This is a genomic window from Burkholderia sp. FW306-1C-G01B, from assembly GCF_058781685.1.
Genome location: NZ_JBYSWZ010000004.1, coordinates 426,611 through 438,769, shown reverse-complemented (window position 1 = coordinate 438,769; position 12,159 = coordinate 426,611). Strand labels below are relative to the sequence as shown.

General features: G+C 65.5%; 11 protein-coding genes. 2 read left to right on the top strand and 9 right to left on the bottom strand.

Annotated elements, in window-relative coordinates; translation table 11 throughout:
• Positions 1–2: 2 nt before the first annotated feature.
• The 9 genes from AC3WLY_RS11525 to AC3WLY_RS11485 form a co-directional block, all read right to left on the bottom strand.
• Entirely contained in the window at positions 3–995 is a 993-nt protein-coding gene (locus AC3WLY_RS11525) for a type II secretion system F family protein (protein WP_175961544.1), read from the bottom strand.
• 4 nt (positions 996–999) lie between these two features.
• On the bottom strand, positions 1,000–1,998 hold the full coding sequence (locus tag AC3WLY_RS11520) for a type II secretion system F family protein (protein ID WP_175961545.1): 999 nt from the start codon (positions 1,996–1,998) through the stop codon (positions 1,000–1,002).
• Complete coding sequence (locus AC3WLY_RS11515; RefSeq protein ID WP_072441668.1) at positions 1,991–3,361, bottom strand: TadA family conjugal transfer-associated ATPase; 1,371 nt, start codon at positions 3,359–3,361, stop codon at positions 1,991–1,993. The genes AC3WLY_RS11520 and AC3WLY_RS11515 overlap by 8 nt, the downstream gene beginning before the upstream one ends.
• Before the next feature lie 3 nt (positions 3,362–3,364).
• Positions 3,365–4,639 carry a fimbrial protein gene (locus AC3WLY_RS11510; RefSeq protein WP_175961546.1) on the bottom strand — a complete coding sequence of 425 codons (1,275 nt, stop codon included), beginning with the start codon at positions 4,637–4,639 and terminating at the stop codon, positions 3,365–3,367.
• 60 nt (positions 4,640–4,699) lie between these two features.
• Positions 4,700–6,031: a type II and III secretion system protein family protein gene (locus tag AC3WLY_RS11505; protein ID WP_175961547.1), complete on the bottom strand. Its 1,332-nt coding sequence runs from the start codon at positions 6,029–6,031 to the stop codon at positions 4,700–4,702.
• A gap of 65 nt (positions 6,032–6,096) precedes the next feature.
• A complete protein-coding gene (gene cpaB / locus AC3WLY_RS11500; RefSeq protein WP_492310295.1) occupies positions 6,097–7,023 on the bottom strand; it encodes a Flp pilus assembly protein CpaB in 927 nt (308 codons plus the stop codon).
• Between the two features lie 87 nt (positions 7,024–7,110).
• On the bottom strand, positions 7,111–7,557 hold the full coding sequence (locus AC3WLY_RS11495; RefSeq protein ID WP_175961549.1) for a TadE family protein: 447 nt from the start codon (positions 7,555–7,557) through the stop codon (positions 7,111–7,113).
• A complete protein-coding gene (locus tag AC3WLY_RS11490) occupies positions 7,554–8,054 on the bottom strand; it encodes an A24 family peptidase (RefSeq protein WP_175961550.1) in 501 nt (166 codons plus the stop codon). Before AC3WLY_RS11490 ends, AC3WLY_RS11495 begins: the two co-directional genes overlap by 4 nt.
• A 114-nt stretch (positions 8,055–8,168) precedes the next feature.
• Entirely contained in the window at positions 8,169–8,378 is a 210-nt protein-coding gene (locus tag AC3WLY_RS11485) for a Flp family type IVb pilin (RefSeq protein ID WP_175944667.1), read from the bottom strand.
• Positions 8,379–9,054: 676 nt separating this feature from the next.
• On the opposite strand from AC3WLY_RS11485, the gene AC3WLY_RS11480 reads away from it, so the two are divergent.
• Complete coding sequence (locus tag AC3WLY_RS11480) at positions 9,055–10,650, top strand: collagen-like triple helix repeat-containing protein (protein ID WP_310134430.1); 1,596 nt, start codon at positions 9,055–9,057, stop codon at positions 10,648–10,650.
• A 40-nt stretch (positions 10,651–10,690) separates the two neighbouring features.
• Entirely contained in the window at positions 10,691–12,043 is a 1,353-nt protein-coding gene (locus tag AC3WLY_RS11475; protein WP_175961552.1) for a collagen-like triple helix repeat-containing protein, read from the top strand.
• Positions 12,044–12,159: the final 116 nt, after the last annotated feature.

The window sequence follows — 12,159 nt, the reverse complement described above, 5'->3', positions numbered from 1 at the left end:
CGTCAATGACGCGACGACAGCGCGTGTGTCACCGCCAACAAGCCCGGCCCGGCCGTCACGATCAGCAATGCGGGCAGCAACGTCAGCACCATCACCCCGGTCATCTTCACGGTCAACCGGCCGATCCGTTCGCGCAGCATCGCACGACGTGTCTCGCGCAACCGGTCGCCGAACTGCTTGAGCGGCTCCTGCACCGCGCCGCCATGCTTGTCGACCTGGACCATCAATCGCACGATCGCGCGCAAATCCTCATTGTCGAATCCGCTGGATAGCCGCTGCAACGACTGTTCGCGCGTCCGGCCCGCCGCGAACTGGCGCTGCGCAATCCCCATCTCCGACGACAGTACCGGCATCATCCCGCGAAAATCGTTCGTCACGACCTGCAGGCTCTGATCGAGCGACAAGCCGACGCCTTGCAGCAAGCGCAGCATGTCGACGAACAACGGCAATTCGTCGACCACGCTCTGCCTCCGCGCCGCCGCACGGCGCTGCACGTAGAGCTTCGGCAACATGAAGCCGAGCCCGAACGCGGCGAACATGCCGATCGTCCAGATACCGCCCTTCATGCGCCCGCTCGCGAAGATCGCGAACAGCAGCGGCAGCCCGATCCCGCACGCGACGCGTGCGCTCAGGAACAACCCGCGCGTGCGTGCGTCGACATAACCGCATTGCTCGAGTAGGCGGCGATCCTCCTCCGCGACAACGTATTTGCCGAGCCCGGTATCGAGCCAGCGCACGCCCGCCGCCGACAGCCGGTCGAGAAAACGTTCGACACGCTGCCGGCCACGCACGTCAGGCTTCGCAGGCGCATCGCCGTCCGGCGCGGTCCGCGCTTTCGCTGCCTCGAGCGCAGCCATCCGCCGGTTCAGCGCCTCGACAAGCGCGCGCTCGGCACGCGTCGCGGCACTCGCGCGCAACAGCGCGATCATGCCGAACAGCAGCACGCCGAGTGCGCCGCTCGCCAGGGCAATCGCTCCGATCTGAGTCGCTGTCATAGCATCACCTGAGCCGAGCCATTCGATACAGCCAGACACTGCCGGCCAATTGCAACAGGAACGCGAACATGAGGAGCGTCCGTCCACCCGGATCATTCCACATGCCATGCAGATATTTCGGATTGTTGACGACGATAAAGCTGCCGATCGCGATCGGCAACATCACGAGCACGAACGCCGACAACCGTGTCTCGGCCGACATCGCGGTCAGCTCGCGCTCCGCCTGTTCGAGATCGCGCATGAACACGGCCATGCGTTCGAGCATCACGTCCGCGCGGCCGCCATACTTGACCGACAAACGCAACACGGAGCCGACAAGTTCGAACTCCTCGGTTCGGTAGATCTTCGCGATGTGTACCATTGCGCGATCGATTTCGACACCGCCGCGCAGCATCCGCGACACGTGGTCGAGACAACCGCGCAGCGGCTCCTCGGTCGTCAGCAGCGCCGACTGGAAGGCCGCAGGCACGCTGTTGCCGAGCGTCACGAGACGCACGATCCCGTCGAGGAACGACGGGATCTGCCGGACGATCTTCAGTCTGCGCCGCTGAATTCGCGACGCGAGCCAGACGCCGAGCATCGAACTGCCGCACGCAAGCGCCGCGAAGCACGCAAGCGCGCCGCCGCGACTGCCCGCGAACGCCGCGGCAACAACCAGCACGGCAAGCGCGACGAGCGTCTTGCCGCGTGCATCCTCGATCCCGGCGCGACTCGCGAGGTTCGCCAGATACTCCGATGCCGTCGCATACCAGTGCGCCCAAAATGCGTCGGACGATACATTCCGTGCCGCGCCCGGCTGCGCCACGGCACGCGCAGCACCTGCCGCGGACTGCCGTGCCGCCTGCGCAGCGACACCGGCACGCGCGCCGGGTTCGAGCCGGCTGTCGATGAAGCGCTTCGCGTCGGTTCGCACGCGCCGGGTCTCCGCGTGACGCCACAGCATCATCGCCGCCGCGACGCACAGCATCGCGCACGCCAGCACCCACACCATCGCGCTATACATTGAAGCCCCCGCCGCCGCGGCCGAACCCGCCACCGCCGAAGCCGCCTCCAAACCCGCCATCGCCGAACCCACCGCTCGTCAGCGTCTGACGGAAGCGCGCAAGCTTCGGCGAATGCGGATGAATGCCCAGCGTTTCCCAGTGGTCGACCTCCTCGCCTTCCGGCGTCACGCGCGCTTCGTAGCGGTAAAGCTCCTGCGTCGCGATGATGTTGTCGGACAGCCCGGTCACTTCGGTGATCGACAGGATCCGCCGCCGCCCGTTCGACAGGCGCCCGATCTGCACGATGAAGTCGATCGCGTTCGCGATCTGCCGGCGCAGGCTCGACTCGGTGCCCTGGAAGCCCGCGAAACCCGCAAGCATCTCGAGACGGTACAGGCACTCGCGTGGCGAACTCGCATGCACGGTGCCCATCGAACCGTCGTGACCGGTGTTCATCGCCTGCAGCATTTCCAGCACTTCACCGCCGCGCACTTCACCGACGATGATCCGGTCCGGCCGCATCCGCAGCGTATTGCGCAGCAGGTCGCGAATCGACACGACGCCGGTGCCGTCGAAGCCGCCCGGTCGGCTCTCGAGCCGCACGACGTGCGGGTGGTTCAGCGACAGTTCCGCCGTATCCTCGATCGTCACGACACGCTCGATCTCGGGAATGTGGAACGCCAGCGCGTTGAGCAGCGACGTCTTGCCGGAACTCGTACCGCCCGACACGAGAATGTTGCAGCGCGCCTCGACCGCCGCCTGGAGCAGCGTGTTGATCTCTTCGTTGAAGGTCCCGTTGCCGAGCAGGTCGGATGGCTTCAGCGGATCCTTGCGGAATTTCCGGATCGATACGACCGGGCCGTCGATCGACAACGGCTCGATCACGACGTTCACGCGGCCGCCATCGGGCAGCCGCGCATCGACCATCGGATTCGACTCGTCGAGGCGGCGGCCGATCGGCGCGAGGATGCGCCGCACGATCCGCAGCAGGTGCGCGTTGTCGGTGAAACGCACCGGCAGCCTCGCGAGGATCCCGTGACGCGATACATACACGTCGTTGTAGCCGTTGATCAGGATGTCCTCGACGGCCGGGTCCGCGAGCAGGTCCTCGATCGGCCCGAAGCCCGCGAGCTCCTTCGTCAGCGCCTCCGCGATCGCACGCACCTCGTTCTCGTTGAGCGGAATGCGGCGCAGGCGCACGAAGCTGTCGATCTCGAGATCGACGAACTGGTTGATCGCCTGGCGGGACCATCGGCCGAACTCGGCGCCCAGTTCTTCGATGCGCGTCAGCAAGTGCTCGTGCGCGGCATTCTTGATGTCGTGGAATTGCTGCGTCTGGGAGAACGGCGCTGCGCCGTCGGCAAATTGAATGTCGTGTGCCATCGCTTACGACCGCTTGGACGAGGGTTGAATGAAACGCTTCAGCGCGGACAGTCCGGATGCAGAACGCGGTGCCGCCGATCTGACCGACACGCCTGGCAGCCGCGCGGCGAGCGACTCGAGCGCGCGCACGTACGGATCGCGCTCGGCCATATCGACGATGAGCCGGCCCTGGTTCGCCGCACGGCCGATCGCGACGCGGCGCGACGGCAAGGTGCCGACCAGCGACAGGCCGAGGCGCTCCGCGATCTGCGCGGGCGTCAGGTCGAGTGCAGGGTCGTACTGGTTGACGACGAGCCGTACGCGATCGGTATCGACGCCCGCGTCGCGCAGCCCGGTAAGCAGATCGGCTGCCGACACGATCGACGCGACGCCCTGATCGCAGACGAGCCACGCTTCGTCGGCCGAGCTCGTGATCTGGGCGACGAACTCGCGGTTCGAAAAACCACCGAGATCGACGATCTGCTGATCGAAGAATGCGCGAAACCGGTTCAGCAAACCGGCACACGACGTGTATGAGACGTCGCGCAGCCCGCCGAGGTCGGCCGGCAGCGTCGTCAATGCGACGCCGCTTTCATGCCGGGTCAGCGCAGTATTCACGAAGGTCCGGTCGATGCGGCGCAGGTTGTGAACCGCATCGATGAAATGGAATTCACAGCGGGTATTCAGGAACAGCGCGCCATCGCCTGCCGGCAGCCCCAGGTCGACGAGCGCGGTCTGACGGCCGGCCGGGGTGCCCCCATTCGGCGCGCCGCCCGCCCCCGGGCTCGCCGCGCGCTTCTGCAGCCATACGGCGAGATTCGCCGCGAGCGTGCTCACGCCCATGCCGGCACGCGCACCGAGCAACGCGACGAGCTTGCCGTGGCGGCTCGCCGGCTCGGCGACGTTCGCAAGCAGCCCGCGCGTCGTGCGCAACGCCTCCTCGGCCGGTGCCGACACGTCGATGAAATCGCGAACGCCGGCGCGCAATGCGGCGAGCGTGCTCTCCGGCCGTGCGAGCGAGCCGAGCGCGACGATCGGCAACCCCGGATGCGTGGCGCGGACTGCGGCGGCGGCAATGCTCGCTGCCGTGCTGCCGTCCGAGAAATCGATGAAGACGAGCGCCGGATTGAGGCCCGTGATGCGCTGCGCAAGCATGCCAGGCTCGAGCGATGCGGCTTCGACAGCACCGGCCGACACGAGCGTATCGGCCAGCCAGCGGACATGTGCCTCCTGTTGCGATGCGCAAATGAAATAGTCGGTCACGGCGGGTTCACACAATGATTGGATTCGCGCGTTCATGTTGAACACCCCCGATTAAGCAAGGCGTGCCGATGCACCGCGACGCGCGATGCTTCGCACTCATTTCGAAAACCCCGGTGCAGCGTCCGGCGACGCGGCGCCGCCCAGATACGACTGCCAGACCGGTCCGTTCCGCTGTTCGGACAGTTCACCCGGCGTTGCAGGCAGCACCGCCCCCTTCGCGATAGGCGCAACGAGATGCGGCGTCACGATGATCAGCAGTTCCTTGTCGTTCTGCTGATAACTCAGATTCTTGAAGAAAGTGCCGATGATCGGCAGATCGCCAAGCAACGGCACCTTGCTCACGTTCGACATCGTCTGGCGATCAATCAGGCCGCCGATCACGAAGCTCTCGCCGTCGCCAAGTTCGACGGTCGTGTCCGCGCGGCGAGTCGTGATGCCGGGCACTGCGACGCCGCTTATCGTCACGCTGTTCACGAAGTCAAGCTGACTCGACTCGGGTGCGACCTTCAGCGCGATCCGGCTGGGGCTCAGGACCGTCGGCGTCAGCGAAAGCCCGACGCCGTATTGCTTCCACTGGATCGCGGTCGAACCGAGCCCTTGTGGCGACGGCACCGGAATCTCGCCGCCCGCAAGGAAGCTCGCGCTCTGCCCCGACAGCGCGACAAGCGTCGGCTCCGCCAGCACGCGCGCGAGATTGTTCGCCTCGAGCAGCGACAGGTCGGCAAAGATGCCGCGTCCAGCAGCATTTACGACCAGGTTGAACGCGGACGCGACGGGTGACCCAAGCGTCGGAACGTAACCGGCGGTACCGGGGCCCGACCCGCCGCTATAAGACTGCACGCCGCCCGGTGAAAACGATCCGAACGAGAAGCCGTTGCTCTGCTTGAAAAAATTGAACCCGACCTGCTTGAGCACCGAGCGGCTGAATTCGACAACCCGCACGTCGACCTGTACGACGTTCTTGCCCGTGACCGTCGAACGGTCGATCACGACGCCTTTCCCGCTCATGTTCTTACCGACCGCGGCAGCGCGTGCATGTCCATCGAGCGACGCCGACGATCCCTGCAGCACCGCCGTGCCGCCATATGCATTCACGCGCGGCGTGGAGCCATCGAGCACCGCTTGCGCTGCCGCGTCGACGACCGCGACGTTCCAGACAGTCGGTTCGTCGTGACCTCGCTCCCACAGCATCACGTTCGTCGCGCCGGGCGCCTTCGCGGTCAGCAGCACGGAACCCGAGCGGCTGCCCTTCATGATCAGCACGTCGGCGATCGCCGGATCGCCGACCGCGACGCGCTGCAGCGTGCGGCTGGCCGAAATCTGCCGTTGCGCGCCGACCGCGAGCTCGATCGTGCCGTTCGCACTGGCGAACGATGCGAAAGTCATGGTGCAGATAGCAATCGCGAATGCAATCAATGTGTTTTTCATTGTTTGGTAGACCGTCGCGCGGCCCTTTACTTGTCGTCGCTGATTTCGATGGCAGTCGATGTCGTTCAATAGGCAACCGTTTCCGACCGGCCGCCACGGATCACCTCGATGCCGCCGCCGCTCCCGCTCGGCCGTACCGGCGGCGGCAGACGCGACGGCAACGGCGGCACGTTCACGTTGGCCACCGGAGTTCTCGGTGTGCCGGACAACTGTTGCAGCGACACGCCCGCGGCGGCAATTGCCGACGGCGACAGCTTGTTGTCCGTACGCACCGCGACCGTCTGCATCGCAAGCTCGTCGTCGCGCGGGTTTCGCAACGCGAACGTCAGGCGGCCGCTCGCCTCGCCGAGCGTCAACGCATCGACCTGCGCGGTCGGCACCGCGAGCACCGCGATGCGGGCGCCGGACGCTTGACCGTTGTTGCCGGTGTTGTTGTTGCCGCTGTCGCGATCGGGTGTCGCATCGCCGAACGACAGCACCCGCACCTTCGACAACAGTAGCCGCGCCTGCGTCTGCGAAACTTCGCCGTCAAGCATCGTGCCGCCTTCGCGCTTCAGGTTCAGGAACACATCGACGAAATTGCCGGGGCGCAGCCGGTTGCCGACTGCATTGGTTTCATCGACACGCACCGCGACCGCGCGCTCGCCCGGTTGAACATCCTCGGCAAGCCCCGATACCAGCGCGCCCGCGACGACCGGCGACGATGCCGGAATGTCCGCCGCCGGCACCCGTCCAACGAGTGCGGACGGATCGGTGAATGCACCCGTCGGCGCCGGCGTGGTCGGCTGAATCTTCAGCGCGTCGGCCGTGATCGGCTGGCCGACGGGCAACACACGCGTCGCGACCACGACCGGAACCGGACTTGCCGCAACGGTTTGCTGGGTCGGTACGGGGTTCGGTGTACTGCGTCCGAGCATCCACGCGTAGATTCCGAGCAATACGGCGATCGCAATCAGCAGCCCCGCGATGATCTTCGTTAAATTGTTGGCCATGTCGTTGTGTGGATGCCGGAATAAAAGTCCGATAAGTTTTTTGCCCGATTCGCGAGTCGGCGTGCCCGTCGCGTCACGATGCGTACTTCACAGGATCGACTGCGGAATTTGCACGACCGCCGTGCTCGTCAACGGTTGAGTCAGTATGCTTCCCAGAAATGGCATGCTCGTTATCCAGCTCTGGGGGGTGTAGTTCACCGTGACCGTCAGGCAGTACAACGACGGTGGAGTCGACTTGTCGTAACTGCATTGGGGCGCCGCGACCTGTGGCGTGCCGACATTCAGCCAGGCCACGACGCTCTGTGCAGTCGTCGTTGCGTTCGTAATGCGTGCAGCAAGACTGGGGGCGTAACTCAGCCCGGCCCGCGCGCCCTCGCTGGCAGCAAACGTCAGGCTCTGCTGAATCGTGAAAATCATCCCGAAACTGAGGATGCCGTAGAAAATCACGAACAGCAGCGGAAACACGATCGCAAACTCGACCGCCGTCGCGCCACGCTGCCGCCGGCGTCCACGCGGCTGCATCTGTCGCGTCATCGCACGCCTCCCGTTGCGACAAGAAATACAACCCATGCGGCAGCCGGTGCCGCGAGGCATGCCGCATAGGGTGTTGCCCGGTATCCGCCGAGCGCCATTGCCGGTTTGCCCCGCCGCCACAACGCGCCGATCGACGTGCGCGACAGCAGCATCAGGACAAGGGCATGAACACCGGCAGCAAGACTCGCGGCAACCCAGATCCACAGCAGCGCATTCGCGCCGCACCACACGCCGATCACGGCAAAGATCTTTACGTCCGCCGCGCCCATGACGCGAAGCAAAAAGAGCGGGAAAAAGGCGACCAACCCGACCAGCAGACCGATCATCGCCTGCGCCGGGAGAATGCCGAACGGACTGGCGTTCAAATACGCTCCGCCCAAGCCGGAGGCCAACCCCGCCAGGACGAGCGAATTCGAAACGCGCCTAAAGCGGATGTCGCTGGTTGCGACGAACGCAGCCCAGACCAGGAACACCCCGCTGAAAATGAAATGTGCCATCGCACCGCAACCCGCGATAAATGTCGCGGAGGGCGGACTGCCAAAGACAATCCGCCCGCCGCAACACCAAGACGACTCAATGTTTCGAGGTCGTGCTGACTAATGTCAGGTGGGTTACTTAAAGATGGTGGCAGCCGTGCAGTTCGTGGCCGTCGACGGGGAACTAATACATGACCCGAGATTCGTGAACATGTTACCGAGACTCGCGCCGATCGACGAAGCCCCCGCCAGGATCGCGACAGCGATAAGACCCGCAATCAGACCATACTCGATCGCGGTGACCCCGTTGTTTTCCTTAAGGAAACGCTTGATGATTGCTTTCATTTTATTCCTCGTGCCTGTATTTACGTTCTTTGGCCTTTTATACGTATACATCTCTGCATATCTGGCCATTGCCCCGCGCTGTTCGCCACATCTTTTGCAACGACAACCGGGTGCGCTTTCTTTATAGGTCGCCCCGAGGGGCATGTCTCACGATTTGATGCAAATTAACATTCGCGATAGCAATCCTCCTCGAACGTTGTGTACCGAACCGTACATTTGCTTACATCTGCTCCGGATTCTATATCCGATCCTATTTAAGTTCCAACCTCTTTTAACCACTCGGATCGAAAAAATGACCGTGAGCACGACGTATTTGTACGGTGTTTCGGTACGTCTTACACATAGGATTTACGATAGGTTAGATGTACACACCTAATCCACCAGTAAAACAATTGCCTCGTCCACCAAGCCCGCGCGGGCCCCACGTTACGTCGCACGCGTAACGCCAATGTTGTGACGTTACGTTACGAAACGGCCGAAACCGTTCTCGTTCGCCTGCACTTAAACAGATTCAACAATCTTTCAATTTCCGCAAGTCCCTTTCCCGACAAGGAATTGCCTCGTTTAAAACTTGTTGTCGAACCGTCGACCATCGAAATGGCACGACAGTTGCAGAGTAGTCCTTGCGGCACTCAACACAACGCAGTTCACAACACATTTTTAATGCGAGGACAACATGGACATTAAGGTTATCCCTCATGGCGTGTTCCGGACGACTCTGATCGCGGCCACCGTTGCAGCCATGCTTTCCCTCTCCGCGTGCGGCGGCTCCGGCTCCGTCAGCCATGGCCTTGGCAGTGGCGGTTCGAGCTCGGGCGGCGGCGATTCGATCTCAACGTCGGGTGGCGGCACCTCCGGCGGCACGTCGGGTTCGACGAGCGGCAGCACGTCGGGCAGCACCAGCGGATCGACCAGCGGCAGCACGAGCGGTTCGACGAGCGGCAGTACCAGCGGCTCGACGAGCGGAACGACCAGCGGTACGAGCGGCACGTCGGGTGTGTCGTCGAACGCGGTAGGGACTGTCCTCGCAAGCGGCAGCAATCTCGTCACGGGTGTCGGCGGAACCGTCTCGGGTCTCGGCTCCGTCATCGCCAACCAATCGCTGCCGGGCGTCAACCCGGCCACCACGCAAGCCGCTGGCGGCATCGTGCAGAGCGTCGGCGGCGCAGTCACCGCGCTCGGCAACGGCCTCGGCAATGGTCTCGGCCAGCTCGGCGCGACGAAGGATCCGATCGGCACCACGGTCGCCAGCACGGGCGGCGTGGTCAACCAGCTCGGCGGCGCAGTCACGCAGACCGGCAACCTGGTCACGAGTCTCGGCAGCGGCCCGCTGTCGCCGCTCGCACCGGTCACGGGCGCCGTCGGCGGCCTCGTGTCGACACTCGGCGGCGCCGTGTCGAACGGCGGCACCACCCTCACCAACGCGCTGTCGACCGGCCCGATCCAGCAGGTCACGCAGACAGTCAGCTCGGCCATCACGCCGATCACGACGATGGTCGGCCAGACGACCCAGACGATCGGCACGGCAACCGGCCTCGGCGCACCCGTCAACACGCTGCTCGGCACGGTCGGCAACGGCCTGAACCAGGCCGGCGCACTGCTCGCATCGACGGGCGGCAACCCTGTCACGACGGGCCTCGGCAACACCGTCTCGTCGACCGGCAACACCGTGAAGGCCGTCGGCGGCCTGCTCACGGGCGGCACCGGTGGCGTGACCAACCCGCTCGCACCGCTCACGGGCCTCGTCTCCACGGTGACCGGCGCACTGGGTGGTGCAGCAGGCGGCGGCAGCGGCCCGCTCGCCCCGGTCACCGGCCTCGTCTCCACGGTCACTGGCGCACTGGGTGGTGCAGCAGGCGGCAGCGGCGGCCCGCTCGCCCCGGTCACCGGCCTCGTCTCCACAGTCACTGGCGCACTGGGTGGTGCAGCAGGCGGCAGCGGCGGCCCGCTCGCACCGGTCACCGGCCTCGTCTCAACGGTTACCGGCGCGCTCGGCGGTGCAACGGGCGGCACGAGCGGCGGCCCGCTCGCACCGGTCACGGGTCTCCTCGGCGCAGTCACGGGCGCACTCGGCAGCGCGACGGGCGGCGCAGGCGGCAGCAGCCCGCTCGCACCGGTGACGAACGCGGTGTCCACGGTCACCAGCACGGTCGGTGCACCGGCATTGACCGGCGGCACGGGCGCCGTCACGAGCTCGGGCTCGTCGTCGAATCCGCTCGCGCCCGTCACTTCGCTGATCGGCGGCCTACTCGGCGGCACGCACGGCAAATAAACCGATATCCATTCATCGACAAGACAGCGAGGAGTTCACCATGTCCCAGCAACGTTCTCTCACGACGGCCACCCTGCGCCAGTGGCGCATGCCCCTCACCGCTTTCGCCGCAGCCTGCCTGCTGGCCGCCTGCGGCGGCGGCGGCGTCAGCTCGCCGCCGACCAGCAACAATGGCGGCTCGTCCAGCGGCACGAGCGGTACGTCCGGCACGAGCGGCACCAGCGGCACGACCACCACCGGCACCAAGGGTGTCGTCAGCACGGTCGGCCAGACGGCCAGCGACCTCGGCAGCACGGTCGGCAACATCAGCCTGCCGGGCCTCGGCGACGGCGTAACGAAGGGTATTGGCAGCACGGTCGCCAGCACCGGCACGATCGTCGGCGCAGCCGCCGATGCGGTGAGCAACGGGCTGGGACAGATCGGCTCGACGAAGGATCCGGTCGGCACGACGGTTGCCGGTCTGGGCAATGTCGTCGGCGCGACGAGCAACACGGTGTCCGGCCTGAGTTCGACGGTCAAGGCGCTCGGCACGGGCCCGCTCGCGCCGCTCGCTCCCGTCACGACCCCGGTCGGCACCGTGCTCGACACGGTCGCCAACGGCCTGACGGCCGCCGGCACGACGATCGGTTCGACGCTGTCGTCGGGTGCCGTGCAGCAGGTCACGCAGCCGCTCAGTTCGGCGATCACGCCGCTCGTGATCACCGCCGGCCAGGTCACGCAACAGGTCGGCACGACGACCGGCCTCGGCCAACCCGTCTCGGGCTTGCTCGGCCAGATCGGCGGCGCGATCAGCTCGGCCGGCAAGCAGGTCGGTAGCACGTCGAACCAACCGCTCGTCGGCGATGTCGGTCAACTCGTGACCGCGGTCGGCAACACCGTCACCAACGCGGGTGGTCTCGTCAATCCGAACGGACCGAACGGTGCGGCACCGATCCCCGGCCTGATCACGAGCCTCGTCGGCGGCTCGACAGCCGGCGTCCAGAACGGCACGTCGTCGAGCTCCGGTTCGACGAACCCGCTCGGCGGACTGCTGTCGGGTCTCGGCTCGACGCCGCTCGGCTCGCTCACGGGTGCAGTCGGCGGCGCAACGGGCGGCACGAGCAGCGGCCCGCTCGCTCCAATCACGAATCTCGTATCGACGGTCACGGGCACGCTCGGCGGCGCAACGGGCGGCGCAAGCGGTGCAAACCCTCTCGCGCCTGTCACCGGTTTGCTGAATACTGTCACCGGAGCAGTCGGCGGTGCAGCAGGGTCCGGGGGCTCGAGCCCGCTCGCACCGGTCACGTCGCTGGTCGGCGGCGTGTCGGGTACGGCATCGTCGGGTGGCGGTTCGACGGGGCTGCTCGCACCGGTAACGGGGTTGCTGGGCACACTGGGTAGCGTTGGCAAATAAGGACGACGGTCGCACCTTCGCAGCCGGAGCGAACGGCGCGGCCGTACAAATACACCCGGCATAGCGGCACGCGTCGCGCGACACCCTGGTGTCGCGCGACAGCATTAGAAAGAAGA

Excerpts from the sequence above, each read along its gene's own strand:
- AC3WLY_RS11485 (WP_175944667.1), bottom strand. The coding sequence starts at position 8,378 with ATGAAAGCAATCATCAAGCGTTTCCTTAAGGAAAACAACGGGGTCACC.
- AC3WLY_RS11505 (WP_175961547.1), bottom strand. The coding sequence starts at position 6,031 with ATGAAAAACACATTGATTGCATTCGCGATTGCTATCTGCACCATGACT.
- AC3WLY_RS11475 (WP_175961552.1), top strand. The coding sequence starts at position 10,691 with ATGTCCCAGCAACGTTCTCTCACGACGGCCACCCTGCGCCAGTGGCGC.
- AC3WLY_RS11515 (WP_072441668.1), bottom strand. The coding sequence starts at position 3,361 with ATGGCACACGACATTCAATTTGCCGACGGCGCAGCGCCGTTCTCCCAG.
- AC3WLY_RS11490 (WP_175961550.1), bottom strand. The coding sequence starts at position 8,054 with ATGGCACATTTCATTTTCAGCGGGGTGTTCCTGGTCTGGGCTGCGTTC.
- AC3WLY_RS11525 (WP_175961544.1), bottom strand. The coding sequence starts at position 995 with ATGACAGCGACTCAGATCGGAGCGATTGCCCTGGCGAGCGGCGCACTC.
- AC3WLY_RS11495 (WP_175961549.1), bottom strand. The coding sequence starts at position 7,557 with ATGACGCGACAGATGCAGCCGCGTGGACGCCGGCGGCAGCGTGGCGCG.
- cpaB (WP_492310295.1), bottom strand. The coding sequence starts at position 7,023 with ATGGCCAACAATTTAACGAAGATCATCGCGGGGCTGCTGATTGCGATC.
- AC3WLY_RS11510 (WP_175961546.1), bottom strand. The coding sequence starts at position 4,639 with ATGAACGCGCGAATCCAATCATTGTGTGAACCCGCCGTGACCGACTAT.
- AC3WLY_RS11480 (WP_310134430.1), top strand. The coding sequence starts at position 9,055 with ATGGACATTAAGGTTATCCCTCATGGCGTGTTCCGGACGACTCTGATC.
- AC3WLY_RS11520 (WP_175961545.1), bottom strand. The coding sequence starts at position 1,998 with ATGTATAGCGCGATGGTGTGGGTGCTGGCGTGCGCGATGCTGTGCGTC.